General features: G+C 44.7%; 21 protein-coding genes and 2 tRNA genes. 9 read left to right on the forward strand and 14 right to left on the reverse strand.

Annotated elements, in window-relative coordinates:
* Window positions 1-18: 18 nt before the first annotated feature.
* On the forward strand, window positions 19-822 hold the full coding sequence (locus ACWQ4X_RS12555) for a DUF4198 domain-containing protein (protein ID WP_457903867.1): 804 nt from the start codon (window positions 19-21) through the stop codon (window positions 820-822).
* A 51-nt stretch (window positions 823-873) separates the two neighbouring features.
* On the opposite strand, the gene ACWQ4X_RS12560 is transcribed toward ACWQ4X_RS12555, so the two are convergent.
* The 6 genes from ACWQ4X_RS12560 to ACWQ4X_RS12585 all read right to left on the reverse strand — a co-directional run bounded on the left by ACWQ4X_RS12560 (window position 874) and on the right by ACWQ4X_RS12585 (window position 8,055).
* Window positions 874-4,056 (reverse strand): efflux RND transporter permease subunit, encoded by a 3,183-nt coding sequence (locus ACWQ4X_RS12560; protein ID WP_457903868.1) that lies wholly within the window; start codon window positions 4,054-4,056, stop codon window positions 874-876.
* Window positions 4,046-5,272, reverse strand: a complete 1,227-nt coding sequence (locus ACWQ4X_RS12565) for an efflux RND transporter periplasmic adaptor subunit (RefSeq protein ID WP_457903869.1) — start codon at window positions 5,270-5,272, stop codon at window positions 4,046-4,048. The genes ACWQ4X_RS12560 and ACWQ4X_RS12565 overlap by 11 nt, the downstream gene beginning before the upstream one ends.
* Before the next feature lie 21 nt (window positions 5,273-5,293).
* Window positions 5,294-6,622, reverse strand: coding sequence for a TolC family protein (locus ACWQ4X_RS12570; protein ID WP_457903879.1), 1,329 nt, complete (start codon window positions 6,620-6,622; stop codon window positions 5,294-5,296).
* 96 nt (window positions 6,623-6,718) lie between these two features.
* Entirely contained in the window at window positions 6,719-7,147 is a 429-nt protein-coding gene (locus ACWQ4X_RS12575; protein WP_457903870.1) for a cation efflux protein, CzcI-like, read from the reverse strand.
* Between the two features lie 134 nt (window positions 7,148-7,281).
* Window positions 7,282-7,458: a hypothetical protein gene (locus tag ACWQ4X_RS12580; protein WP_171519146.1), complete on the reverse strand. Its 177-nt coding sequence runs from the start codon at window positions 7,456-7,458 to the stop codon at window positions 7,282-7,284.
* Between the two features lie 177 nt (window positions 7,459-7,635).
* Window positions 7,636-8,055 (reverse strand): cation efflux protein, CzcI-like, encoded by a 420-nt coding sequence (locus ACWQ4X_RS12585; RefSeq protein ID WP_457903880.1) that lies wholly within the window; start codon window positions 8,053-8,055, stop codon window positions 7,636-7,638.
* Window positions 8,056-8,245: 190 nt separating this feature from the next.
* Between ACWQ4X_RS12585 and ACWQ4X_RS12590 the strand changes: the two genes are divergently transcribed.
* A complete protein-coding gene (locus ACWQ4X_RS12590; RefSeq protein WP_161932950.1) occupies window positions 8,246-8,683 on the forward strand; it encodes a tetratricopeptide repeat protein in 438 nt (145 codons plus the stop codon).
* 50 nt (window positions 8,684-8,733) lie between these two features.
* Here the strand turns inward: ACWQ4X_RS12590 and ettA are convergent, their stop codons facing one another.
* A complete protein-coding gene (ettA, locus tag ACWQ4X_RS12595; RefSeq protein ID WP_016168729.1) occupies window positions 8,734-10,395 on the reverse strand; it encodes an energy-dependent translational throttle protein EttA in 1,662 nt (553 codons plus the stop codon).
* A 294-nt stretch (window positions 10,396-10,689) separates the two neighbouring features.
* On the opposite strand from ettA, the gene ACWQ4X_RS12600 reads away from it, so the two are divergent.
* On the forward strand, window positions 10,690-11,967 hold the full coding sequence (locus tag ACWQ4X_RS12600; RefSeq protein WP_457903871.1) for an O-acetylhomoserine aminocarboxypropyltransferase/cysteine synthase family protein: 1,278 nt from the start codon (window positions 10,690-10,692) through the stop codon (window positions 11,965-11,967).
* A gap of 285 nt (window positions 11,968-12,252) precedes the next feature.
* Window positions 12,253-13,140 carry an SDR family NAD(P)-dependent oxidoreductase gene (locus tag ACWQ4X_RS12605; RefSeq protein WP_457903872.1) on the forward strand — a complete coding sequence of 296 codons (888 nt, stop codon included), beginning with the start codon at window positions 12,253-12,255 and terminating at the stop codon, window positions 13,138-13,140.
* Between the two features lie 76 nt (window positions 13,141-13,216).
* Here the strand turns inward: ACWQ4X_RS12605 and ACWQ4X_RS12610 are convergent, their stop codons facing one another.
* Window positions 13,217-15,406 carry a bifunctional SulP family inorganic anion transporter/carbonic anhydrase gene (locus tag ACWQ4X_RS12610; RefSeq protein WP_457903873.1) on the reverse strand — a complete coding sequence of 730 codons (2,190 nt, stop codon included), beginning with the start codon at window positions 15,404-15,406 and terminating at the stop codon, window positions 13,217-13,219.
* Window positions 15,407-15,679: 273 nt separating this feature from the next.
* Window positions 15,680-18,046: a Tex family protein gene (locus tag ACWQ4X_RS12615; RefSeq protein WP_457903874.1), complete on the reverse strand. Its 2,367-nt coding sequence runs from the start codon at window positions 18,044-18,046 to the stop codon at window positions 15,680-15,682.
* Between the two features lie 337 nt (window positions 18,047-18,383).
* On the opposite strand from ACWQ4X_RS12615, the gene ompR reads away from it, so the two are divergent.
* From ompR to ACWQ4X_RS12630, 3 genes are all read left to right on the forward strand, one after another.
* The gene (gene ompR, locus ACWQ4X_RS12620) at window positions 18,384-19,148 is read left to right on the forward strand and encodes an osmolarity response regulator transcription factor OmpR (protein ID WP_016168735.1); all 765 of its coding nucleotides are present in this window, start codon (window positions 18,384-18,386) and stop codon (window positions 19,146-19,148) included.
* A gap of 270 nt (window positions 19,149-19,418) precedes the next feature.
* On the forward strand, window positions 19,419-20,879 hold the full coding sequence (locus ACWQ4X_RS12625) for an ATP-binding protein (protein WP_457903875.1): 1,461 nt from the start codon (window positions 19,419-19,421) through the stop codon (window positions 20,877-20,879).
* Between the two features lie 433 nt (window positions 20,880-21,312).
* Entirely contained in the window at window positions 21,313-22,830 is a 1,518-nt protein-coding gene (locus ACWQ4X_RS12630) for an acetyl-CoA hydrolase/transferase family protein (RefSeq protein WP_100241947.1), read from the forward strand.
* A 47-nt stretch (window positions 22,831-22,877) separates the two neighbouring features.
* Here ACWQ4X_RS12630 and ACWQ4X_RS12635 read toward each other — a convergent pair whose 3' ends face one another.
* From ACWQ4X_RS12635 to ACWQ4X_RS12655, 5 genes are all read right to left on the reverse strand, one after another.
* Window positions 22,878-23,390: a hypothetical protein gene (locus ACWQ4X_RS12635; protein ID WP_457903876.1), complete on the reverse strand. Its 513-nt coding sequence runs from the start codon at window positions 23,388-23,390 to the stop codon at window positions 22,878-22,880.
* 141 nt (window positions 23,391-23,531) lie between these two features.
* Window positions 23,532-24,269: a class I SAM-dependent methyltransferase gene (locus ACWQ4X_RS12640; protein ID WP_457903877.1), complete on the reverse strand. Its 738-nt coding sequence runs from the start codon at window positions 24,267-24,269 to the stop codon at window positions 23,532-23,534.
* A 111-nt stretch (window positions 24,270-24,380) separates the two neighbouring features.
* A tRNA-Phe gene (locus tag ACWQ4X_RS12645) sits at window positions 24,381-24,456 on the reverse strand.
* A gap of 138 nt (window positions 24,457-24,594) precedes the next feature.
* Window positions 24,595-24,670, reverse strand: a tRNA-Phe gene (locus ACWQ4X_RS12650).
* 224 nt (window positions 24,671-24,894) lie between these two features.
* Window positions 24,895-25,278, reverse strand: a complete 384-nt coding sequence (locus ACWQ4X_RS12655; RefSeq protein ID WP_100241265.1) for a GNAT family N-acetyltransferase — start codon at window positions 25,276-25,278, stop codon at window positions 24,895-24,897.
* A gap of 96 nt (window positions 25,279-25,374) precedes the next feature.
* Here ACWQ4X_RS12655 and hisB point away from each other — a divergent pair, with 96 nt between their 5' ends.
* Window positions 25,375-25,968, forward strand: coding sequence for an imidazoleglycerol-phosphate dehydratase HisB (gene hisB, locus ACWQ4X_RS12660; protein WP_100241264.1), 594 nt, complete (start codon window positions 25,375-25,377; stop codon window positions 25,966-25,968).
* Window positions 25,968-26,585, forward strand: coding sequence for an imidazole glycerol phosphate synthase subunit HisH (gene hisH / locus ACWQ4X_RS12665; protein ID WP_374532074.1), 618 nt, complete (start codon window positions 25,968-25,970; stop codon window positions 26,583-26,585). Before hisB ends, hisH begins: the two co-directional genes overlap by 1 nt.
* Window positions 26,586-26,697 lie beyond the last annotated feature (112 nt).

Below are 26,697 nucleotides of genomic sequence, written 5' to 3' on the forward strand. Positions count from 1 at the left end.
TACTTGGAAATGATTTTGATGAAAAAACTAATTTTGTGCCCCGCATTCCTATTCAGTGCTTCTGTTTTTGCCCATGAACCTTATGTTGCCCCTTTGGCTTACAACACTGACAATACCCAAATCCCAGTAATTGCAGGCTATGCTGAGCAGGCTTTACAAGCTGAATATGCACTGAAAGATGCTCAGTTTAGCATTATCCCACCCAACCAAACCGCATATACGGTACAGGATCTTCAACAACTACAGGCCATGACAGCTTTTAATCTTAAATTACCCGAATCTGGGACCTATACCATCTACAGTAAAACCACTTATCCTGTGCAATATGTACAACATCAGCAGCAATGGAAAATCTTGGCCAATGTCACCGCTGAGCAAGCACCACCGCTGAATGAACGCGACTACGTGATTGCCAGCGACTTTAAAGGCAAACTCCCCAAGACAGTAGACACCATTCGTGAATGGAGCATTCAGTCTTATCTCAGCAAAACGTCCACTTCAGACGTTGCCAGAACCGCAGCACCCATCCAAGTTCTTTTTCAAACCCATCCGAATCGCATCGTTGCACAGCAGCCTGTACACGTTCAGATACTAAATTCAGGAAAACCTTTTGCTCAAGCTGAGCTTGTGCTGCGTGCCCAAGGGGCAACGGAACAACAAGCCCAAAGTATTCATGTTGAATCTAATGGCATAGCCAGCCTCACTTTCCCGCATGCGGGTCAATATTTGCTTGAAGTGACGGAAAAAGTCGATCCCAAAGCGATGCCTAAAAACCAGTACTACACCATCATCAGTTTAAATGTGGCGCCAGCCAGCTCTTAAGACCGCAACCGTACCTTCTAGCCAAAGCGAAAAGGTACGGTCGACATTTCTTTAATGGCTGCTACGCTCATTCAACCAGCGATACAGCACAGGCAATAACACCAAGGTAAGCAGCGTAGATGATACAATCCCACCAATCACCACTGTGGCGAGAGGTCGCTGTACTTCCGCACCAGTGCCTGTTGCAATCGCCATCGGAATAAATCCCAATGAGGCGACACATGCTGTCATCAATACGGGTCTTAAGCGCAAAATCGCACCCTGCCAAGTTGCATGATAAACATCTAAATGCTGACGCAATTCTTTAATGAAGGTCAGCATCACCAGACCATTCAGCACAGCCACACCCGATAAGGCAATAAAGCCCACGCCTGCCGACATCGACAATGGAATATCGCGTAGCCACAAGGCAATCAGACCACCACACAAGGCAAACGGCACCCCTGTAAACACCAGCAAGCTTTCTTTGACGTTATGAAACACCGCCATCAGCAGAACAAAAATCGCGATCAATGCCAAAGGGACCACCCACAACATCCGGTTTTTTGCCGAGATCAGGTTTTCAAACTGTCCACCATAATCCAGCCAATAACCTTCAGGTAAGGTTTGCTTAGCCAAGGTGCTTTGCAGCTCCTGTACAAAGGAGCCGAGGTCACGCCCTTCTACATTGGCGGTCACCACCACACGACGCTTACCATCCTCGCGACTGACTTGATTAATGCCTAGAATGGTCTCTACTTTAGCCACATCTTGCAGTTGAATTAAGCCCCCATTGGCGGTTTGAAGAGGCAATAGTGCCAAATGTTCGGGGGTGCGTTGTTGATCATCCAAGCGAATCACGAAATCAAAACGTCGATCGCCCTGTAAAATCTGCCCAACATTTTGACCACCGACACTGGTCGCCACCAAATCTTGAATCGCTTTGACCGACAAGCCATATTGCGCAGCCAGCGCAGGATTGACCTCGACATTGAGCAATGGCAGACCACTGGTTTGCTCAACATTGACGGCTGTGGCACCTGAAATACTCTGAATCTTTTGTGCAATTTGTGTAGCTTGTTGATTCAGCACCTGCATATCATCACCGAAAATTTTCACCCCCACATCGCTACGTACCCCTGAAATCAGTTCATTAAAGCGCAGCTCAATCGGTTGCGAAAATTCGCTGTTGTTCCCCGGCAAGGTGGCGAGAAAAGCAATCATGCGTTGACGTAGTTCATCCAGACTTTGTTTCGGCTCAGGCCATTGCTCGCGGGGTTTTAACAGCACCGTGGCATCGGAGATATTCGGTGGCATCACATCAGTTGCCACTTCTGCAGTTCCCGTTCGGGCAAAAATTGCCTTAATCTCAGGAAACGCTTTTAACAGCAACTTTTCCGTATTTTCCTGCATGCGTAGAGATTGTTCTAAGCCCGTACTTGGCGAACGCATTTGTTGCACGGCAAAATCACCTTCGCTCAACTGCGGCGCAAACTCGCTCCCGACTTGGGTGGCAAGCACACCAGTGAAAAATAAAATACACAGTGCCAACGTCAGCACCAATGCCTTGAAATCATAGGCCCAATTCAGTAAACGGGTGTATTGCTGCTTGAGCCAGAGCATCCAGCGACTTTCGGTTTCCTTCACTTCACCTGTGACCCATAACGCCACAGCAGCAGGCACAAAACTGATGGACAAAATGATGGCGCCAATTAATGCCAAGACTACGGTCATTGCCATCGGATGAAATAGCTTAGCTTCTACCCCAGACAAGGCAAAAATCGGGAAATACACCACCAAAATAATCAGTTGCCCAAAGATGAGTGGACGGCGTGCCTGCTTCGCCGCCAAAAACACTTCCTGAAAACGTTCGGAGCGGGTGAGTAAACGCCCCTGTCGATGCTGCGCTTCTGCCAATCGGCGAATACAGTTTTCGACAATCACCACAGCACCATCCACAATGATGCCGAAATCCAGCGCACCTAAACTCATTAGATTGGCGCTGATGTTTTGCTTAGCCATTCCCGATAACGTGAACAGCATCGACAGTGGAATCACACAGGCTGTAATCAGGGCTGCACGAAAATTCCCGAGAAACAAAAACAGAATCACGATGACTAATATCGCGCCTTCAACCAGATTCTTCTGTACGGTGCGTATCGCGCGATCGACCAGACTGGTGCGGTCATACACAGTTTCAATCATCACTCCTTTGGGTAAAGATTGCTGTACCTGTTGCAGCTTGGCATTCACAGCTTGCGCCACACTACGGCTATTTTCACCCATCATCATCATGGCGATACCCAGTACAGTTTCTTCTCCATTATAGGTTGCCGCACCTGTGCGTAAATCGTGTCCGATCGAAACCGTAGCCACATCGGCAACTCGAATCGGAAAACCATTTTTATTGGCAATGCTGACATTCTGAATCGCTTCAATGCTGTTTAAAGTACCTGGAACACGCACTGTCAGTTGCTGCCCATTTTGCTCGATAAACCCTGCGCCACGGTTTTCATTATTTTCAGTCAACGCTGTCTGCAAATCTGACAATGGAATTTGTAATTGCTGTAGGCGTTGCAAATCAGGCGTCACCACATAGGTTTTGTTATAGCCGCCAATCGAGTTGATCTCAGCCACACCCTCGACACGTTGCAATTGCGGACGCACAATCCAGTCCTGAATTTCACGCAAATCCATGGCGCTATAGGCTGTTCCATCCGCCTTACGCGCATTCGGCTCTGCCTTAATCACCCATTGATAAATCTCGCCCAGTCCCGTAGAAGTCGGTGACATGGTCGGAATAATCGCATCGGGAAGCTCCGCCTGTGCTGCTTGTAAGCGCTGATTGATCAGCTGCCGCGCCCAATAAATATCGGTCCCATCCTGAAAAATAATGGTGACTTGTGACAAACCATAACGGGAAATGGAACGGGTTTGCTGCAATTCAGGCAAGCCTGCCATGGCCGTTTCAATCGGATAGGTAATCCGCTGTTCCACCTCCAAAGCAGTAAAGCCTGTGGCTTGGGTATTAATTTGCACCTGTGTATTGGTAATGTCAGGCACGGCATCAATCGGTAATTGTTGATAGCTATAAATCCCCACCCCAATCCAAGTCAGTACAAATAGCATGACCCAAATCGCATTATGAATGGAAAATTGGATGATCCGGTCAAACCATCCTTCTGGCTGGGGTAAGCCATCTGGAGCGAGCTGTGCCACCTTCTCATCGGATGGTTGAGGCTGATTAGTGTGCATGGCTCGCCTCTCCTTTTTCCAGCTCAGATTTCAGTAAGAAACTGCCTTGTGCGGCATATTTCTGTCCTTGCTCCAGACCTGACAACACTTCAATCCATTGACCATCACTCGAACTTGTACCCAAGGTCACGCTCTGCGGAGCAAACTCGATCTTTTGCTCATGCTGCGCTGCCACAAACACCGCATCTTTCCCTTCAATTTTCTGTACGGCACTGGCGAGAATACGCAAGCCCTGCTGCGCTTGTTGCTGTTGCAACTGTACATTGACCATTAAATTCGGACGTAATTCCGTTGCATTGGACAAGACTTTGGCGCGCACTTGCAAGCGACCTGTTTGCACATCGGCTTGGCTATTCAGGCTTTGAATTTGTGCCTTAAATACATTGCCAGTCTGTAAGGATTTAAATTCAATCGTTTGATTCGGCACGATGTCGGCAAACTCGCTACTCGGGGCAATAAATTCCAGCCATAATTGATCCAGTTGGTCAATCACAAACAATTGATCTGCCAGTTGCACATTTTCCCCCAGCACCAGATCTTTCTGACTAATGACCCCTGCAATCGGCGCAGTCAACACATAACCTCCCTGACTGGTCGTTTGCGCCCCCAAAGCAGCGATGCGCGCACGCGTAGCACGTACCTGAATCTGTGCTTGTTGATAGGCGTTATAGGCGCGCTGATAATCCTGTTTGGCAGAAATCCCTTCGTTCCATAGTTTTTTCTCGCGCTCATAGTCTTGTCGTGCCAATTCCAAATTGGCTTGTTCGACCTGTAAATTGGCTTGTTGATCAACCAAATCGGGCACCAACAGACGGGCAAGGGCTTGACCTTTTTTGACGTGCTGCCCCAATTCCACATACACCGCCTCGACATGACCTGCAAATGCAGGTGCCACATGTGCCTGACGATCGGTATTCACCACCAGCTTGGCAGGATAGGCTGTTGATTTGACCACAGCCCCCAGTTCAGCCACTGCCAGTTGAATGCCTTGTTCAGCCAGTTGCTTCGCGGTTAAAGCGATTGCAGCTGCATGCTCCTCCGCTTCGCCATGATCGTCTTCACCCGCATGTTCTTCTGCTTCAGCATGCCCGTGCTCATCTTCTTTGGTCGATGGCTTTTGACTCAACAGCCAGACACCCATCGACAGCAAGGCAGTGATGCCAATAGCCAAGAGTATGAGAAGTTTTTGGGAAATACGATCCTGTTGATTCAACATCTTATTTTTAAATTCAACATATTAGTTTTCCCCACCAATCACGGATAATGCCTGTGTGTCTTGCCACAGCGCTTGATTCATTTGTGCAATTGCATCCTTGTGCATGACCTGACTCGGCTCGATTCCCAAGCTCAGGCTTTCAGCTTCTAGCGCGCGCTGCCATGCATCTTTCAGTAACTGCACTTTACGCATACGCACCTCTTGCAACTGCAAGGTGGCTTGCTGCACATCCAAAAGCGAAAATTTGCCGACATTAAAGCCTTGCAGCGTTTTTTGCTGCACCGTTTGTGCTAAAGGAAGTTGAGTGTGTTGCAACGCTTTAAATTGCAGCTCAAGTCCTTGTAATTCGGTCAATAAACTGCCGACTTGCAAGGCATTTTGCTTGAGATAAAACGCTTGCTGCCGCTCTAGCTGAGTTTGTTGTGCCTGAGCAATCTGCCTGCCATATTGCTGACGATCAAACACATTTAAGGGCACGGACACTCCCACCACCAAGGCATTGTCTGTAGCGGTTTCAGCCGTTTTCATACGGTTGATTCCCACATTCAAGGTAGGATTGGGTCGCGCCTGTGCTTTAAATTGCTCGATTCGGGCTTGCGATGCCAAGAGTGACAATTGTCGATTTTTTTCGAGCAAGTTCATGGCGAAATGCTGCTGCACTTGCGCCTCAGTTGCAGCAGGCCATACATGCTGTGCAGTTAACGCCACATTCAGCGCCTTGTCGCGTTCACCCCAAGCACTCGACAAGTATTGTTGCGCGACTTGCACTTGCAAATCGGCCTGTCGAAACAAATGTAAATTATCGGCATGGCTGAGGCGAGCACGATCGACATCGACCTGCGCCACACTCCCCGCCTGATAGCGCTTTTGAATCGCATTCAGATTGTCTTCACTGACCTGTCGCTGTTCTTGCACGACCTGACGCTCCAACTCAAAAATCGCCAGTTGCGACCATAAATATTTCACCGCCAGTTCAAGTTGCGCTTGATAAATCTGCTGTTTCAATGTGGTTTGCTGCTGGGCTATCTGCGCGTAATTTTGATTGGCTTTACGCTCACCAAACAGATCTAGACGCTGGGAAATACCGAGTGCCAGCTCCCGATCTTGGTCAGAATTAAAGCCAGTTTGCTCTATGGACAACTCTGGATTTATCCACAGCTTTGCCTGTTTTATGTTCGCAGTGGCAATTTGCTGTTGGGTTTGCCACACCCCTTGCGACTGCTGATACTCACTAGAACGTTGAATGGCTTGTGCCAAAGTCAGTGGCTGACTCGGAAAGTCTGCCCATGTGCTCTGACTACAAAGTGCCACACTTAAGCCGAATATGATAATCCGTTGCACTGAACGCATCGCATCGAAACCGAAGGCTTCGGAAATTTTAAAAGACATTATGATGCCCCACTAAAGTTAAAAATTAGTGGTGGGCAATATTTTCGGCTACCCCACCTATAGCGGGGCTAAAACAGGAGGCGGGTTGGAAGGGAATAAATGTGGCGATTGATACAAGTTTTGCCAGTTAAACTGCACCTGAATCAATTTCGGAGTAAAGACTGGAGATACCGCTGCTGGCTGCGCTTCGGTCAGCATGATATGCGCAAACGAAGGCAAATGATCACTGTGATCATCTTGCTGAAAGGCAGCTAAATCGAAGGCGGTTTGAACTTGATCAGTATTTTTCGAATGAACCGCAACTGCCTCAGAGTCACAACTAACCGTAGTATGATGCCCAAAATGCGACATCGCCGTCACACGCTTTGGCTGCTCTTCATGCACACAAAAAGCTGCCGCCACATTCCAAAAACTTTGAAACATGAACAAGCTCAGCAATAAGGCGATAAAAAAACGAGAGCGTTTCACGGGATAAAATACAGTCATTTCAACTTGCGGACACTATAGCAGCTTCATGGATGTAATAAAATTATACTGGCCATCTAGGCAACCAAACGAATGGCTACAATATAAGAAAGCCAGCCATATCAACAACTGACTTTCTTAAACGCACTTAAGCCTTATTCAGACTTCTGCTTAATGTTTACTTCTTGGCTCTTGTTATCGACTTGAGGGTTGACTTGTTCCTGAGCGGCTTGATTCTTCTCCAAGAAAATCAAGCCGCCATCTGCATGCGCTGCACCCGCAACAAGAAACAAAATAACCCATAAAAATTTTGAATTGCTTTTAATTAACATCAGACTCACCTCATCTAGAATAATTTACTCATGATTTCGCTCATGAAAGAACTTGCATCACTGAGAAGCTTTTTAGATATAAATTCAAAAGCAGTTTTGCTTAGAGTTCACTTCAAATAAGAAAGTAACTCTTTAAAATTTATATCTTTATGGTGAGGCAATTTTCGGCTACCCCACCTATAGCGGGGCGAAAACAGGAGGCGGGTTGGAAGGAAATAAATGTGGCGATTGATACAAGTTTTGCCAGTTAAACTGCACCTGAACCAATTTCGGAATAAACACAGGAGATAGCGCTGCTGGCTGCGCTTCGGTCAGCATGATCTGCGCAAACGAAGGCAAATGATCACTGTGATCATCTTGCTGAAAGGCAGCTAAATCGAAGGCAGCTTGAACTTGATCGGTATTTTTCGGATGAACCGCAGCGGCCTGAGATTCACAACTAGCCGTAGTATGATGCCCAAAATGCGACATCACCATCACGTTTTTTGGCTGCTCTTCATGCACACAAAAAGCTGCCGCCACATTCCAAAAACTTTGAAACATGAACAAGCTCAGCAATAAGGTGATAAAAAACGAGAGCGTTTCACGGGATAAAATACGATCATTTCAACGTGCGGACACTATAACAGTTTCAGGGATGTAATAAAATTACACTGCCGATATTGATCGACTTCGTCACACAACATACAGAGAAAAACCAATTTGTTACAATAATTTAATACATCTGAGTGCAAGAACGTTTAAATTAAATAATGACACTGATGTTGTCAGCAACAAGGAGGCGAAAATGAATATGAAATACCTCAAAACAGTATGGACACTGTTATTTCAAACGCCCTATCACGACTTGGTAACACCTACATTTGACCTCGCAGGTGAACATGAATATCAACGTGGGCTACATTTCGAGCAACTGGCATTATGTGAGCACTATCATGTGTTCATGCAAAATAAGGTCTTGCACACAGCCGCCCCGATCCAGATCAACCACAGCCCGATAGCTTCCAGTAACACCCGTAATGCGATGTGGTATTTTCTTCGTTCTGCCTTACGCGGTAATCCTGATGCTGAATTTAAAATGGGCATTGGCTATTTAAATGGTCAATTGGGTCTGGATCGTAATTATGAGAAAGCCGAGAAGTGGTTAAAAAAAGCCGCACAAGATGGTCATCCTGACGCGAAACGCTGTCTGTATCATGCCTATAGTGAATTGGCTTTTTCTTAAAGCGTGTGCATAAAAAAACCAGCCCGAAGGCTGGTTTTTATTGGGTGAAATTAACCACCAATCTTTTTGTATTTGGTACGCTTTTGTACCGCATCTTCACCTAAACGAGCCAAACGGTAAGCTTCATATTCAGCATAGTTCCCTTCATAGAACTCTGGCTGTTCATTTTCAAATGACAAGATATGCGTCGCAATACGGTCAAGGAACCAACGGTCATGCGACACCACCATTACCGTACCTGGGAAGACTAAAATTGCATCTTCAAGTGCACGTAAAGTTTCGATATCCAAGTCGTTCGATGGTTCATCCAGTAGGATTACGTTCGCGCCCATTTGCAGGATTTTCGCCAGTTGTAAACGGTTACGCTCACCACCAGACAATTCACCGACACGCTTCTGCTGGTCTTGACCTTTGAAGTTGAAACGACCGATATAGGCACGCGATGCAATTTCGTATTCGCCGATTCTTAAGATATCCAAACCGCCAGAAACTTCTTCCCAAACAGTTTTGTTGTTATCCAAAGTATCACGGATCTGACCCACATACGCCACTTTAACCGACTCACCTAAAGTCACAGTACCTGTATCAGGCTGCTGTTCACCCGTCATCATACGGAATAACGTGGTTTTACCTGCACCGTTTGGACCCACGATACCGACAATCGCAGTTGGTGGCACCGTAAAGCTTAAGTTTTCATACAACAAACGACCATCAAATGATTTGCTGATGCCTTCAACTTCAACCACTTTATTACCTAGACGTGGACCAGGTGGAATATAGATTTCTGAAGTTTCGTTACGTTGTTGGAACTCACGCGAGTTAAGTTCTTCAAAACGCTCCATACGCGCTTTGTTTTTCTTTTGCTGACCCTTGGCATTTGAACGAACCCATTCAAGTTCTTTTTTCAATGCTTTGGCAAAAGATTCTTCTTGCTTCTGTTCTTGCTCTAAACGGGCATTTTTCTGCTCTAACCAAGCAGAATAGTTGCCTTGGTAAGGAATACCCATTCCGCGGTCAAGTTCAAGAATCCACTCGGCAACGTTATCGAGGAAGTAACGGTCATGCGTAATCGCCACAATCGTACCAGGGAAGTCTTTCAAGAAACGCTCTAACCAAGATACAGATTCTGCATCCAAATGGTTCGTCGGTTCGTCTAGAAGCAACATGTCTGGCTTAGATAAAAGCAAACGACATAATGCAACACGACGGCGCTCACCACCTGACAGTAAAGTTACGTCTGCATCCCAAGCTGGAAGATTCAAGGCAGCTGCCGCTTGATCCATTTGGTTGCTGAGGTTGTGCGCATCCCATGAATGAATGATGGCTTCTAATTTTTCTTGCTCTTTCGCGAGTTTATCGAAATCTGCATCTTCAGCTGCATATTCAGCAAAAACTTCGTCCAAGCGTGCTAAAGCATCAAGCGGTTCACGTAAACCATCTTCAACGTTACCACGCACATCTTTATTTGGATCTAAAGGTGGTTCTTGCTCTAGGTAGCCGATTTTGATACCCGGTTGCGCACGAGCTTCACCAGAGAAATCTTTGTCTACGCCAGCCATAATACGAAGCAAGGTTGATTTACCCGCACCGTTTAAACCTAGGACACCAATTTTAGCACCTGGGAAAAATGACAAAGAGATGTCTTTCAAGATTTCGCGCTTAGGCGGAACCATCTTAGACACTCGGTTCATCGTATAAATATATTGGGCCACGCAGGACTCCTCAATAGAAAAACCAAAAAATCGCAAAACAGCGAAAAATATTTTGGGGCATTATACGATGAATACGCTGAAAAAATAAGGCATGAATCCGATCTTCAATGCAATGTTACAACTTTCAGTTCGTCTAATTTTTATTCAGCATCTTCTTCGTAGCGTTTTACTCAACTTGTGCTGAGTCTAATTCATCTTTATGAATTTTTTAGATAATTATTCTTCACATTCACACTTTCACTTATATTCAATAGTGATAGAATGTGCAAAATTTAACTCACGCAGATGAAGTACATGACCTATAAAGATGAAACTTTAGCCATTCACGCAGGTTACAGCCCTGAAGCCACCACCAAAGCGGTTGCTGTGCCAATCTACCAAACCACCTCTTATGCCTTTGACAATACCCAGCACGGCGCCGATTTATTCGACCTGAAAGTCCAAGGCAATATTTATACGCGGATTATGAATCCGACCACGGCGGTACTGGAACAACGTCTGGCAGCACTTGAAGGCGGTATTGGTGCCTTGGCTTTGGCCTCAGGTATGGCTGCCATTACTTATGCGATTCAGACCATCACCGAAGCTGGCGATAACATTGCCTCAGTCTCTACCCTGTATGGCGGGACCTATAACCTGTTTGCACATACCTTGCCGAAACAAGGCATTGAAGTGCGTTTCTTCGACTATCAAGACCCTGAAGCCTTGCGTGGACTGATTGATGACAAAACCAAACTGGTGTTTGTTGAATCCATTGGCAATCCTCTGGGCAATATCATTGATTTAGAAGCCATTGCTAAAATTGCCCATGAATATGGTGTGCCTGTCGTGGTGGATAACACAGTGGCTACTCCTGCACTGCTGAAACCGTTTCAATATGGCGCAGACATCGTGATTCACTCGCTGACCAAATACATTGGTGGGCATGGCAACTCAATTGGGGGGGCCATTGTCGATAGCGGGAAATTCCCTTGGGGCAAATACCCTGAACGTTTTAAAGTGTTGAATACGCCTGACCCAAGTTATCACGGCGTCAATTATGTCGAAGCCTTGGGCGAAGCTGCATATATTGCGCGTGCCCGTGTGGTGCCACTGCGTAATACTGGTGCTGCGATTAGTCCTTTAAGCGTATTCCTGATTTTGCAAGGCTTGGAAACGCTGAACTTGCGTATGGAACGTCACACCTCTAATGCGCAGAAAGTGGCAGAATATTTGCAGCAACATCCTAAAGTAAAATGGGTCAATTATGCAGGCTTGAAAAATCATCCACAGCATGGCTTGGCGCAGAAATATGTGAAAGGTCAGCCTTCTGCCATTTTATCCTTTGGCGTGCAAGATGGTCGTGAAGGTGGAACCCGCTTTATTGATGCCTTGCAACTGTTTACCCGTTTAGTGAATATTGGTGATGCCAAAAGTCTGGCCTGTCATCCTGCAACGACTACCCATCGCCAACTGAATGAGGCAGAACTCAAAGCTGCGGGCGTGAGTCTGGACATGGTTCGACTCTCAGTGGGCATCGAACATATTGATGATCTGATTGCAGATTTACAACAAGCCTTGGCAGCAGTTTAGACGATGTGATCAAGACCTCACTGGAGGTCTTGATTTTTGAGCATTTTCTCTTGGAATTGCAGCAAAATCGTGCTAAAACTAAAAAAAATAAAAATCACCTATAGAGTAAATACTCTAAATTTATTTGTTAATTCAAAGACTTATTTATAGCTTTTTTCAGTATATCCGCTATCATTATGCGTGTGAGTTTTAGTCAACTCATGGAATAATGTGAACTAAGTTCTCCAATAAAATAAAGACAATTTAGAATTCAAGTGAACTAAATTCTAATCAGGGAAACACAGCGTGAAAGCAAAATTAGAGAAACAATTTCGGGACCGTATTCACGGTAAAATCGTCCTTATTACTGGCGCATCCAGCGGCATTGGTTTAACCACAGCACATCGTCTTGCCGACGCAGGCGCGCATGTACTGCTGGTTTCGCGAACCAAAGAAACCCTAGATGAAGTCAAAGCAGAAATTGAAGCCAAAGGCCGTAAAGCCTCGGTCTTCCCATGTGATTTAAATGACATGGAAGCAATTGATGCGGTCTCTAAAGAAATTTTGGCGTCTGTCGATCATATTGATATTTTGATTAATAACGCAGGTCGTTCTATTCGTCGCGCAGTGCACGAGTCCCTTGACCGTTTCCATGATTTTGAACGCACCATGCAACTGAATTATTTCGGTGCGGTGCGCTTGGTGCTGAATTTATTACCGCACATGATGGAGCGTAAAGGCGGTCAGATCATTAACATCAGCTCGATTGGTGTATTGGCAAATGCCACTCGCTTCTCGGCTTATGTTGCGTCTAAAGCGGCACTGGATGCGTTTAGCCGCTGTTTATCTGCCGAAGCGCATTCACATAAAATTGCGATTACTTCAATTTATATGCCGTTGGTACGCACGCCAATGATTGCACCAACCAAGATTTATAAATATGTACCAACACTTTCGCCTGAACAGGCAGCCGATTTAGTGGCCTATGCGATTGTGAAACGTCCGAAGAAAATTGCCACCAATCTTGGTCGTTTAGCATCCTTAACTTATGCGGTTGCACCAGACATCAACAACATGTTTATGTCGATTGGCTACAACCTGTTCCCAAGTTCTTCGGCTTCGGTGGGCAAGCAAGAAAAATTGAACTGGGTACAAAAAACTTATGCTCGCATTTTCCCAGGCGAGCACTGGTAAGCCCAAATCTTCAAAAAGCCTGTCATTTGACAGGCTTTTTTATAGCTGTATTTCTTATTTAAGACTCAATACACCTTTAGGTTTCCAGAAAATTGACCCGACCTGTTTGCACATCATAAATTGCACCAACAATTGCAATTTGTCCTTGCTCTACCATTTCCGCCAACACGCGACTATGTTGCTGAATATATTGCATGTTGTACAATACATTTAGTGCCGTCACTTGATCCAAAAAGGCTTTATTCAGCTCACGTGGCTGCATTATCTGATACACACTGTTGACCGATTGCATTAAGGGCCCCAGCACATATTGAATGTGCGGCATCTCTTTCACCTCCGCGATCTGTTTCTGCTGTAAACGTAATTGGCAAGCACTGCTGACTGCGCCACAATCGGTATGTCCAAGTACCACAATCACTTTCGAGCCTTTCGCCTGACAGGCAAATTCAAGTGAACCTAACACCTTTTGTCCTGCAATATTGCCTGCTATACGCAAACTGAACAAATCGCCAATCCCGATGTCAAACAACATTTCTGTCGGTGCACGTGAATCCATACAGCCCAACACCGCAGCAATCGGGTGCTGACCTTGATCGGCCGTAACACGAATCTGACGGTAGATATCGCGTTGCAAACGATCATTTTGGACAAAGCGCTCATTACCTGCTTTTAGTAAATCAATCACTTGAGCTGGGGTTAATTGATGCTGTAATTCGGCGGTACTGATGTCTATATCTAGCACCGCATCATCCAGTTCTTGATAATGCTGCTTAAAGCCAATTAATTTCACATCGACTTGACGTTTCAGTGCCGTTTCAGCTTGATACTCCTGAATGACCTGATAGATATCTGCATCTATCGATTCCGATTGGGTGGCATCAATAATTAACTGTTCACCTGCATGAAGATGCTCCAGTGCGGAAATTAAGGCAGAACGATTCAAAAAAGTGACTTGTGAAGGCAATTCAATACGGGTAACAACACCATGCAAATGATGCTCTTTATAAATTCTGACGCCTTTATGAAAATTGCCGTACAGAATAAAAGCCGCACTACAGAATAACCCAACCAGAATCCCCATCAACAAATCGGTCAGTAAAATCGCTATCAGGGTAATAATGAATGGCACAAACTGTTTCCAGCCCTTTTGATAGAGCCGCTGGAACAACTTAGGATGGGTAAGCTTAAAACCCGTCACCAATAGAATGGCAGCCAATGCCGATAAGGGAATCATATTCATCAGTGGTACAAAGCACACCACAGCCAACAACAGCAATAACCCATGAATCACACTGGAATACTTACTCCGCGCGCCTGAATTGGCATTGACCGAACTGCGGACAATGACCGAAGTCAACGGCATGCCACCAATAGTACCTGAGACCACATTGCCAATGCCCTGCGCCCACAATTCACGATTTGGAGGAGATGAGCGTTTATAAGGATCTAACTTGTCTGCCGCTTCCAGATTCAACAAAGTTTCCAAGGAGGCAACCACGGCTAGGGTCAGTGCTCCTGTATAAATTAATGGCTCTGTTAAATAACGCCAGTCGGGTCCCATTAATACCTGCTCAGATGCCTGCCAAATGTTGGGTAATTGAATTAAATTTGAGGTACTCACTGCCCAAGGAGATTGAGTGGCGACTAACAGATAATTGATTCCTGCTGCCAATACGACAGCCACTAAGGCCGAAGGAATATTGTATTTTTTCAGTGGGCTGCAATCCCACATTAAAATCAGCAACAAGCTGAATAAACCAATCAGTGCCGCACCTGCATCGACTGTGGCAAATACAGTGTGGATTTGACCTGCCCAGAGCTGTTCCAATGAAAAATTGGAAAAACCCACGAGGTAAGGTAACTGACTCAGAATGAGGATAATCCCGATCGCTGCCAAAAGCCCCAAGATGACGTTATTGGGGATAAAATTGGCAAAGAAACCGAGCTTGAGCACACCAAAGCCAATTTGCAGTAGACCCGCAAAAATAATACACAATAAAAAAGCGGCATAATTGCCGCCTAATTGATCCAATTGTACCAGAATCACTGCCGTCAGTCCTGCTGCTGGACCCGCAACACTAATGTGTGAGCCACTCAAAAGCCCAACCACTATACCGCCAATAATTCCCGAAATGATTCCTGAAATAATTGGCGCACCAGAGGCAAGCGCAATGCCTAGACACAGTGGCAACGCCACCAAAAACACCACCAAACCAGACAAAGCATCCCGTAGATGAAATCGGCTTTTTCTTTCTAAAGTCAACATAGTTAAACCGCTTATAATGATTAAATAGCAAAAAATTTACGTCTGTATATTAATATCCAGACGCCCTCAATCTTGTCGGACAATCTATTGGGTTAACAGTGAAGTTATGCTGTGCTGTTGTGAAGGTTTAACAGCTTTTAATATTATTTTTGTTGATCTTCAGATTCGGCTCATCTTAAAGTTAGAAACACGACAATAGCAAAGTTCAACATGGATCAATATTTCAAGCATAAAAAAACCTCCCGATGGGGAGGCTTTTTCTCAGGTCAAAGCTTATTTCGAGCCTTTAATCCCTGCTTGTAATAACAATGCACCTAAACCACCAATCTTATTGTCTTGTGGTTTATTGGCTTGCGGCTTTTGACCACCTTGACGCTGTGGACGATCACCTTGTGGACGCGCTTGTTGCGGACGTTTGCCTTGAGGCTTACGCTCACCACGCTGTTCTTGACCAGCATGTTCACGACGTGGCTGACGCGGTGCTTTCGGCGCTTCTGCTCCTTCTGCACGCATCGACAAGTTCACACGGTTACGTTCAGCATCCACCTGTAAAACACGCACCTGAACAATTTGACCTGGTTTTACCACTTTGTGCGGATCAGATACAAACTCATTCGCCAATTCAGAAATATGCACCAAACCATCCTGATGCACACCCACATCAACGAAGGCACCGAAGTTGGTCACATTGGTCACTACGCCTTCAAGCTGCATACCTTCAGTCAATTGCGCCACTTCAGTGATGTCTTCACGGAATTTAGCGGTACGGAATTCTGGACGTGGGTCACGGCCTGGTTTTTCCAATTCGCTTAATACGTCTTGAATCGTTGGTAAACCAAACTGTTCATCTGCAAAATCTTCCGCCTTAATTTGACGAATAATTTCACTGTTACCAATCAAGTCTTTCACAGTCGTCGCTTTGGCAGTCACCATTTTTTCGACCAAACCATAACTCTCAGGATGCACGGCAGAAGCATCTAGCGGTTCGCTGCCGTCTTGAATGCGTAAGAAACCTGCAGCTTGTTCAAAGGTACGATCACCTAAACGAGGCACTTTCTTCAAAGCTTGACGGTTGTCGAAACGACCATTTTCTTTACGGAATTCTACGATTTGCTGTGCAATGGCTTTGTTCAAACCTGCGATATAACCCAGAATTGCCGCAGAAGCGGTGTTGACATCTACACCGACCGCGTTCACACAGTCTTCAACCACTGCATCCAGAGTTTTTGCCAAACCAGTTTGGTTCACGTCATGTTGATATTGACCCACACCAATCGATTTAGGATCAATTTTAACCAACTCAGCCAATGGATCTTGTAAACGACGTGCAATAGACACTGCACCACGAATTGATACATCCAATTCTGGCAATTCAGCCGCAGCCAATTCAGATGCTGAATAAACCGATGCACCCGCTTCACTGACCGTCACACGCGTCACTTTAAGTTCAGGATGTTGCGCCATCATTTCAGCAACTACCGCTTCAGTTTCACGGCTTGCTGTACCGTTACCAATCGCGATTAAATCAACATTGAACTCTTGGCACAAACGCGCCAATTCAGCAATTGAACCTGCTTTATCTTCTTTAGGTGCAAACGGATAAATGGTGCTATGTGCCACCACATCACCCGATTCATTGACTACTGCCAATTTCACACCGGTACGAATACCAGGGTCGACACCAAGCGTACAACGGCTGCCTGCTGGCGCTGAAAGCAATAAGTGGCGTAGGTTTTCTGCAAACACTTGCATCGCTTCAGCTTCGGCATTCAAACGCTTTTCTGTCAATAATGAATGTTCGATGCTTGGACGTACTTTACCTAACCAGAACAGTTTTGCAGTTTGCTTTAAAAAGTCTTGACGTGCTTGTGGCTGAACTTGATCTAAGTTGTATTCAACTTCAATACGTGCCAATGGTGCGTTATCGTCACCATCAACCTTTAAGCCCAAGACATTTTCTTGACGGCCACGTAACATCGCCAATAAACGATGTGAAGGGACTTTATTCAAGTTTTCAGAGAAGTCGAAGTAATCACGGAATTTTTTACCGACTTCTTTTTTCTCTTCACTTGCAACTAAGCTTTTTAATACGGCTGTTTTGGCAAAAGTACTTTTTAACTCGGTGGTTAACGCAATATTTTGTGCCCAGTCATCTATCAAAATATGCTGGATTGCATCAAGCTGGCTTTCCACATCTGGGTATTCTTCATGACTAAATCCCGCCAGTGCTTCACTTGGCTCAACTGCTTCTTGAAAGATTTTTTCTGCAATTGGACCCAAGCCCGCTTCTTTCGCTTTAAATGATTTACTGGTGCGCTTTGGACGGTAAGGCGCATAAATTTCTTCTAAAGCATTTTTGGTTTCAGCAGCATTCACGCGGGCCAATAAATCATCTGACAATTTATTTTGTTCTTTCAATGATTCAATGACTTTTTCGCGACGCTCGTATAAGTCTCTTAAATAAGCTAAACGTGTATCGAGCTGACGTAACTGAGTGTCGTCTAGACCTTGCGTCACTTCTTTACGGTAACGTGCGATAAATGGAACGCTTGCGCCCTCATCGATTAGTTTAATCGCAGCTTCGACTTGATTTGAACGTACGGCAAGCTCTGTTGCCAACTGCTGAACTAAGTCAGTCATCGTGTTTGATCCCACAAGGATAAGTTCTAAAAGCCATGATTATAAAGACCAAGACCATAAAATCCACAATTGTTTTATTAAATTTCATTCTGATCGAATTTGCCAATTTTCGATTTTTTCATCAATCGCACACTTTTTTTTCATAATTAAGCAAAGAACTACAGTAAATCAGTCATTAATCCGTTATTTTAGATGTATATATTTGGTATCTATGCCTTGATTTTATCTGCAATATTTGTTGCTTTAGAACATAGCAAATCGATATAAATGAATCGTATACTCCTTGTGATCTCTTGACCCCGTATACGATGACAATAAAGAATAAGGAGCACACATCATGAGTTTAGTTGTACCTGCGGAACATGGCGATGTTGTACATGCAGACACTGACCGCGTTGAACGCATTCTCGTCGTAGATGATGATGTGCGTTTACGTACGCTATTACAGCGATTCTTGGAAGATAAAGGTTTCGTGGTGAAAACGGCTCACGATGCCACTCAAATGGATCGCTTACTTCAACGTGAACTGTTTTCACTTATCGTGCTCGATTTTATGCTTCCTGTGGAAGATGGTTTAAGTATTTGTCGTCGTTTGCGCCATTCAAATATTGATACGCCTATTATTATGCTGACCGCGCGTGGTAGCGATTCAGACCGTATTGCGGGTTTAGAAGCGGGTGCAGATGATTATTTACCTAAGCCATTTAACCCAAATGAATTGTTAGCCCGTATTCGTGCAGTGTTGCGTCGTCAAGTCCGCGAAGTGCCTGGTGCACCAAGTCAGCAAATGGAAGTAGTCAGCTTTGGACCTTGGTCATTAGACCTTTCAACCCGAACTTTAACGCGTGAAGGTCAAGTGGTTACACTGACTACGGGTGAGTTTGCAGTACTGAAAGCCCTCGTACAACATCCGCGCGAACCACTCACTCGTGACAAATTAATGAATTTAGCGCGTGGACGTGAATGGGGGGCTATGGAGCGTTCAATTGACGTACAAGTTTCTCGCTTACGTCGCCTGATTGAAGAAAACCCTGCCCGTGCCCGTTATATTCAAACGGTTTGGGGTGTAGGTTATGTTTTTGTTCCAGATGGTGCTGAGTAATTAAAACTCAAAGAAATATCTTAAATCATGTTTAAGAATTTCGTGACATAACCATTCGCAACTGTTCGAGGCAGGAGATTTTAAATAAAAATGTTTCTGCGAAAATTCAGATCAATGCTTGTATCTGTCGAGTTTTGCGAATGGAAATGGTTTTGCCTACTTTTGCCAAAACAAAAGTAGGTCGAACTGAAGGTTAAAACTGGAATTTCAATTAATCACAGTAAGACCCTGCACAAACTTAACCCTGTTCTTAAATTATGGGGAATTACCGTGAAACTAGATCCGATCGACCCGCAAGAATTTACCGATTTTGTCGCCTATTCTGAAAAGAAACGCACTTCTTCAGAACGTTTTTTCGATAAAATTAAGCCTCGCTCTGCTGCCATGCGCACCACGGTACTGGTGTTGTTTGTGGTGTTCTTTAGCTTATTTATGTCGTTATGGTTCTTCTGGAAAACCCTGTATTTACCTGAAATTCAACAGCACGCGAGATTTCTTGCCGTTGAATTAGAAATGATCAACAACCCTCGCTTAAAGATTTACCACGATGATGTTCAACTCGACATTGACCAATGGCTCAAACAACGCGTTGGGGTTGAATATGTCACCGATCCTAATGAATATCCAAACGTCAAAGATAAACTGATTGCCGACTTCTTTACCAACCGCATTGAGCATCAGCTTGCCAAAGAATTAAATATCAAAGACGTCACCGTATATTTTCAGTTTAAACCAAGTCCCAGAATTTGGGTGCAAACCCCCGAAATGAATGGGCACTGGGTGCGAGAACCATTGAAAACCTATGCCAATTACAGTCCGGAACTGATTTTTGGCTGGCTGTTTGGCGTTCCACTGATTTCTGCGGTGATTATTCTCACCCTTGTTCGCCAGCTAAACCGTCCATTACGTCGCCTGCAAAATGCAGCAAACAGTTACAGTAAAACTGGTACGGCACCCTATTTAGAAACCAATCATGGACCTCAAGAGATTCGTGAGGTGAACCAAGCCTTTAACCACATGATTTATACGCTGGATCAGACTGAGCGTGATCGCCGCATAATGTTGGCAGGGATTTCACATGACTTGCGTACGCCCCTGACCCGTATTCGTCTCAGTGCCGAAATGATGCCAGATGATGACTTCTTAAAAGAGGGCTTAATCTACGATGTCGAAGATATGGATGCCATTCTGAATCAATTTATTTCGTTCATGCGGGATGGATCAGATGAAGTCCTGCAAGCCACAGACATCAACAACTTATTGCAAGAGTTGGTGATTCAGTTTAAGCCACTGGATATACGTTTTAGCCCGCAAGAATTGCCATTAATTCAAGCCCGCAGTTTGTCGCTGAAACGTCTGATTGGCAATTTAATCAATAACTCTAAGCGTTATGGAGCTGAGCCTGTGGAATTGGCAGCTCGGGTCGAAGGCGAACATATTATGATCAGTGTGGCGGATAATGGTGAAGGCATTCCAGAAGATCAGATTGAAGAATTGATGCAGCCGTTTGTCCGTGGCAATGCCGCGCGAACCGTGCAAGGCAGTGGCCTAGGTCTCGCGATTGTGAAACGGATTGTCGATATTCACCAAGGTAAACTCCTGATTCACAACCGTGAACAAGGCGGACTGGAAGCCATTATTTTACTGCCATTACCACAAGAAGAACCTGAAGAACACGCGACCAGCAATCCAATTGAGAAACTCAAACAAAGTATTAGCGAACACTTCTAACAAACGCAGTGATTCTGCCAAGGTGAATGTTGTATAGCCCATGCTGTGTAGCTTCACCTTTTCATAAGAGGGAACGTCAAGAAGGCTCCCCTGCTCAATCCTTCAACAGCAATTAAGTGAAATTTCCAGCATATTGAAAATGATTTGCTCTTCTTTTTAATCTAAATTTTTCTGTATCGTGACGTTGTGATCTTCAAAACATGACATTTGTAACAAACTTTGCGCTAATTTTGATCAATAACCGTACAGTCAGCTTTAAAATTAAGCGAATTCTGAAGAAATATCCCTCATAAAATCAATTAATTAAAAATTATCAAAATTTGTTATACCCGCATTTTTCTAAAAAATTAGACCTTAGCATAACAGGTATGCAAAATGCTTTTTCTGATGGGTACAATCCCTATCAGTTTCAAGATTTCAACGAGAGTCAACCATGTCATTAGATCGCATTCGTTTAGCTTCACTTCACGACAAAGTCATCAGCGCAGAACAAGCTGCAGCATTCATCGAAGACGGCATGACCGTAGGTATGAGTGGCTTTACCCGTGCAGGCGAAGCAAAAGCTGTTCCATTGGCTTTAGTAAAACGTGCTCACACCAACCCTTTAAAAATTACGTTAATCACGGGTGCGAGTCTGGGTAATGACCTTGACAAACAATTGACTGAAGCGGGTGTTTTAGCGCGTCGTCTTCCATTCCAAGTGGACAACACTTTACGTAAAGCCATCAACAATGGCGAAGTGATGTTCATTGACCAGCATTTGTCTGAAACTGTTGAGCAAATGCGTAACCTTCAGTTGAAAAAGCCAGATGTTGCCGTGATCGAAGCGGTCGCAATCACTGAAGATGGTGGCATTATTCCAACAACGTCGGTAGGTAACTCTGCAAGCTTTGCAATTTTTGCTGAGAAAGTGATTGTTGAAATCAACACCAACTTAAGCCCAGCATTTGAAGGCTTACACGACATCTATATTCCAACCTATCGCCCAACACGCCAACCAATTCCATTAACTCAAGTGGATGAGCGTATTGGTACAACTGCGATCAACATCGATCCTTCTAAAATCGTAGGTATCGTATTTAACAGCGAATTACATGACTCTCCATCAACCGTAACTCCTCCAGATGATGAGACTCAATCAATTGCTAACCACTTGATCGCATTCTTCGAAAAAGAAGTTGCTGAAGAGCGTTTACCGAAGAACTTAGGTCCACTTCAAGCAGGTATCGGTTCAATCGCAAACGCAGTATTGACTGGTTTGAAAGATTCAAACTTCGAAGACTTGATCATGTACTCAGAAGTCCTACAAGACTGTACGTTTGAATTGATTGATGCAGGCAAAATGATTTTTGCATCAGGTTCTTCAATTACTCTTTCTGCAAAATACGGCGAGAAAGTATTTAACAACCTTGAAGCTTACAAAGACAAATTGGTACTTCGCCCACAAGAAATTTCGAACCACCCAGAATTGGTACGTCGTTTAGGCATTATCGGGATTAACACTGCACTTGAGTTTGATATTTACGGTAACGTGAACTCAACTCACGTTTGCGGCACCAAAATGATGAACGGTATCGGTGGTTCAGGTGACTTCGCACGTAATGCACACTTGGCAATCTTTGTAACCAAATCGATTGCGAAAGGTGGTGACATTTCTTCAGTTGTTCCATTTGCGTCACACGTTGACCATGCAGAACACGATGTCGACATCCTTGTGACTGAACAAGGTCTTGCAGATCTTCGTGGTTTAGCTCCACGTGAGCGTGCGCGTGCGATTATCGATAACTGTGCACACCCAATGTACCGTGACGCGTTAAACGACTACTTTGACCGTTCATGTGCAAAAGGCGGCCATACGCCACACTTACTTCGTGAAGCGCTTTCTTGGCACTCTAACTTCGAAGAAACTGGTCACATGCTTGCAACTCAAGCTGAAGCAAAATCTGCTTAAGCAGATCAGTTAAAAAAACGCCCCGCATGGGGCGTTTTTTTATGCACTTAGTGTGAAGTCAACGAAAATAGCTTCACTAAACCATCCACATTCATTCGCTGTTCTACAGTTCCCATTGAAACCACACCAAGATTCAACTGAATTTGCGAGATCGGCTGGGTATGTTGTAAAGAACTATTCGGATTTACTACAGGATCAATCATGCGATAAAGCCCCAGCCGAGGATCATCCGACTGTAAGCCTTCCGCAATTGAATAGACCTGCAACAAAATTGGCAGCGGTAAATCAAAATCTGGAATCTGCTGCGGTGGCAAAATTTCCTGCGAAGTGCACGCACTATCAATCAAAGGAGATTGCAGTGCTGCAACTTCTAGCTTCATTAAATAATGCTCAAAAATTTGCTGTCTACCGTGATCAGGTTGGGATTGAATATCCCCCGTTGCTACACGTAAATCTTGTTCTGTTAATGCGGAGAGATCATAAGTGTCTTTGGCATAGCCGTGACTCATCAACAGTGCGCTCAAAACCAGTGCACTGGATACGGTGGGAGAGAAATACATGGCAAAATTTCCATTAAAATTTCTACCCTTTATATTTTAAAACTCGGGTAAAATTTAAACAGTTGCTTCCACGTAAAGCCACGCATTTAAATCATCAATAAACGGCACGTTCGACTGAATCCATTCCAACAAAGCTTATCCTCACTCTAGACGCCCAAGCCGTAACAGAACTGGGAAGCTCAGGCTTAGCATAGGATTGCCTTTCGCTGCTAACAGCTCACGTAGCTCATGCAAGGGATCATGCTGCTGAGCACGCTGGTAATGCTGCAAGCCCGACCATGTGGCGAGATACTGCAACACTTGCACGCTGCTCCATGTGTAATTCAAGGCTAAAGCTGGCACCGTTAATTCCTGAAAAGGAAAAGGGATCGTTTGATAGTGCTCATCGATATAACGCCGCTCTGGATCCCAATAACCTTTTAGCGTTTCAAAATAGAGCTGATCTAGCGCCTGTTGCACTTCAGCATCTTGCAATTGGATCAGGCCATAACCAATCACGGCAATGACGCCATTCGGCTTTAGCACGCGCTTCACTTCGGTATAGAACGCAGTAAAGTCGAACCAGTGGATTGCTTGTGCCACACAAACCAAATCTACCGAAGTGCTTGCAAGCAAGCTATGTTCGACAGTTGCATGTAAATAGCGTACATTCGCAAAGTAAGGGGCATGCTGGAGTTGTTGCTCGCTCAGGTCTGTTGCAAGCACCTGCGCGAAATGAGGCGCAAGTAACTGGGTAAACTGCCCTGAACCTGCCCCACAGTCCCAAGCCAATGCTCGTTCAGGGACATAAGCCAAAATAGCCTCTAGAATTTCTGTCGAATATTGCGGGCGTGCCTGTTGATAACGCTGACTGTGCTCAGAAAATAAATCCTTATTCATGCTGCAAATCCCGCCCTGTTGTTATTGTCATGTTTGCTTATTTAAATTGTATCGCATGACTTTTCTTTGGGTATAAAAAAACCCCAAATAATGTTTGGGGTTTTTTGAATATGGTGGCGAGACCCAGGATCGAACTGGGGACACACGGATTTTCAATCCGTTGCTCTACCTACTGAGCTATCACGCCGATGCCGTGTATTAAGCCGTATCTGAGGTAAATAGTCAATGCTAATTCTAATTATTTTAATCGTTTGAATATTTTTTACCCAAAAAAAATCCCTGATGGGATCAGGGATTGAAAACACAAATTTGGTTTTAAAATATATGGTGGCGAGACCCAGGATCGAACTGGGGACACACGGATTTTCAATCCGTTGCTCTACCTACTGAGCTATCACGCCGATGGGGCGTATTAAAGCGCTTTAAGATACAGCAGTCAAGCGGCTTTTTATTATTTTTGTATCAAATGATTGCTTTTTCATCAAAGCTTAAATTCTATCTTAGTGAAACGCTTTAACTTTGCATGGCATTAGAGTGGAATCTTCAAAAGAAAAAGCAGCATCACTGCTGCTTATATGGAATGCGAAGACAGACTAGAGCATCTGCACGGACGCAACTTTTCCAGTTAACTCGGCAATTTATTTAAATGCGCCAAACAACGGTGAATAGCGCCGCACCCCGGCTCAAACACCTTCACGCCTTTGGCTTCTTCCATACGGCACACTTCTGCCACCAAGCGCTCCGCAACGCCACGTCCGCGATTGGCAGGATGGACCACAATATATTCAAGGGTTTTACTTTCACCCTGCCCTGTACACCAAATTGCACCAATCACTTTGGTATTAAATTCTGCGGTGTAAACTAGGGTATACTGAGCTAAGTTTTGCTCAAGTTGTTCAATGGCATCTTGCCCGTCACCAAATTCTGGGCTGGTGTCATACAGTCGCTCAAGCTGGCTGCGAATTTCTTCATTTTCTAGTGAAGTATAAGCATGTACGGTGATAGGCATTGATAAACCCTCCTGAGCAATCTAATATGCGGTGATTTCGTCACGGCGAAAAACAGTTTACATCAATCATTTTTGACGTTTTTGAGGAACGTGTCTATGACAGAACGTATCAGTGAAGTGGTAAGAAATACCAACGAAACCAAAATTCGAGTTCGTTTAAATCTCGATGGTACAGGTCAAGGCACTTTAAACACTGGAGTTCCTTTTTTAGACCATATGATTGATCAAATCAAGCGGCATGGACTATTTGATATCGATATCCATTGTGATGGCGACTTGGAAATTGATGATCACCATACCGTAGAAGACTGTGGTATTACCCTGGGTCAGGCTTTTGCCCAAGCATTGGGTGATAAAAAAGGTTTACGTCGTTATGGTCATTTTTATGCGCCACTGGATGAATCTTTAAGCCGTGCTGTGGTCGACCTATCGGGTCGTCCAGGTTTGTTTATGGATATTCCGTTCACACGCGCCATGATTGGTCGTTTTGATGTGGATTTATTCTCAGAATTCTTCCAAGGTTTCGTTAATCATGCGCTCATGACGGTGCACATTGACAACCTTAAAGGTAAAAATAGCCACCACCAGATTGAAAGTGTGTTCAAGGCTTTTGCTCGTGCACTACGTATGGCGTGTGAAATTGACCCTCGCGCAGCCAATACCATTGCCTCAACCAAAGGAAGTTTGTAATGACGCGTATTGCACTTCTTGACTATGGTATGGGCAATTTGCACTCGGCGGCAAAAGCGTTAGAACATGTCGGTGCGACGGTGGATGTCACCAATGATCCGAAACTGATTGCCCAAGCGGATAAAATTGTCTTCCCGGGTGTGGGTGCCATGCGTGACTGCATGCAAGGCATGCATGAAGCTGGTATTGATGAAGTGGTACGTAAAGCCGCTTTTAACAAACCTGTTTTGGCCATTTGCGTCGGCATGCAGGCATTGATGCAGCATTCTGAAGAAAATGGTGGTGCAGACGCATTGGGTATTTTTGAAGGTGAAGTCAAACACTTCCCAACAATGCAAGGTTTAAAAGTGCCGCACATGGGCTGGAATCAGGTTCATCAAGCCGATCCGAGCCATCCAATGTGGAACAACATTGAACAAGATGCGCGTTTCTACTTCGTACATAGCTTCTATGTCGAACCGAAAGACAGTAGCATTGTGGCAGCCACCTGTGATTATGGCATCCAGTTCTGTACTGCACTGCACCAAGAAAACCTGTTTGCGACCCAGTTCCACCCTGAAAAGAGCCATACTGCGGGTCTGCAATTGCTGAAAAACTTTGTGGAATGGGATATTTAATTCATTTCAGCATCTGTTATATGAAAAGCTCAACTTCGGTTGGGCTTTTCTTTTAATATCGGACTACCACAGCATAGAATTATATAAATAATGATTCAATTTCAGTTTTTCT

Source organism: Acinetobacter sp. NigerLNRRAM0016, from assembly GCF_054112845.1.

Bases quoted from the DNA above. Each gene is read 5' to 3' on its own strand.
- ACWQ4X_RS12580 (WP_171519146.1), bottom strand. From the start codon at position 7,458: ATGTTAATTAAAAGCAATTCAAAATTTTTATGGGTTATTTTGTTTCTT.
- ACWQ4X_RS12590 (WP_161932950.1), top strand. From the start codon at position 8,246: ATGAATATGAAATACCTCAAAACAGTATGGACACTGTTATTTCAAACG.
- ACWQ4X_RS12610 (WP_457903873.1), bottom strand. From the start codon at position 15,406: ATGTTGACTTTAGAAAGAAAAAGCCGATTTCATCTACGGGATGCTTTG.
- ACWQ4X_RS12560 (WP_457903868.1), bottom strand. From the start codon at position 4,056: ATGCACACTAATCAGCCTCAACCATCCGATGAGAAGGTGGCACAGCTC.
- hisB (WP_100241264.1), top strand. From the start codon at position 25,375: ATGACAGAACGTATCAGTGAAGTGGTAAGAAATACCAACGAAACCAAA.
- ACWQ4X_RS12565 (WP_457903869.1), bottom strand. From the start codon at position 5,272: ATGTTGAATCAACAGGATCGTATTTCCCAAAAACTTCTCATACTCTTG.
- ACWQ4X_RS12655 (WP_100241265.1), bottom strand. From the start codon at position 25,278: ATGCCTATCACCGTACATGCTTATACTTCACTAGAAAATGAAGAAATT.
- ACWQ4X_RS12555 (WP_457903867.1), top strand. From the start codon at position 19: ATGAAAAAACTAATTTTGTGCCCCGCATTCCTATTCAGTGCTTCTGTT.
- ACWQ4X_RS12575 (WP_457903870.1), bottom strand. From the start codon at position 7,147: ATGACTGTATTTTATCCCGTGAAACGCTCTCGTTTTTTTATCGCCTTA.
- ACWQ4X_RS12600 (WP_457903871.1), top strand. From the start codon at position 10,690: ATGACCTATAAAGATGAAACTTTAGCCATTCACGCAGGTTACAGCCCT.
- hisH (WP_374532074.1), top strand. From the start codon at position 25,968: ATGACGCGTATTGCACTTCTTGACTATGGTATGGGCAATTTGCACTCG.
- ACWQ4X_RS12635 (WP_457903876.1), bottom strand. From the start codon at position 23,390: ATGTATTTCTCTCCCACCGTATCCAGTGCACTGGTTTTGAGCGCACTG.
- ACWQ4X_RS12640 (WP_457903877.1), bottom strand. From the start codon at position 24,269: ATGAATAAGGATTTATTTTCTGAGCACAGTCAGCGTTATCAACAGGCA.
- ACWQ4X_RS12570 (WP_457903879.1), bottom strand. From the start codon at position 6,622: ATGCGTTCAGTGCAACGGATTATCATATTCGGCTTAAGTGTGGCACTT.
- ACWQ4X_RS12630 (WP_100241947.1), top strand. From the start codon at position 21,313: ATGTCATTAGATCGCATTCGTTTAGCTTCACTTCACGACAAAGTCATC.
- ACWQ4X_RS12615 (WP_457903874.1), bottom strand. From the start codon at position 18,046: ATGACTGACTTAGTTCAGCAGTTGGCAACAGAGCTTGCCGTACGTTCA.
- ompR (WP_016168735.1), top strand. From the start codon at position 18,384: ATGAGTTTAGTTGTACCTGCGGAACATGGCGATGTTGTACATGCAGAC.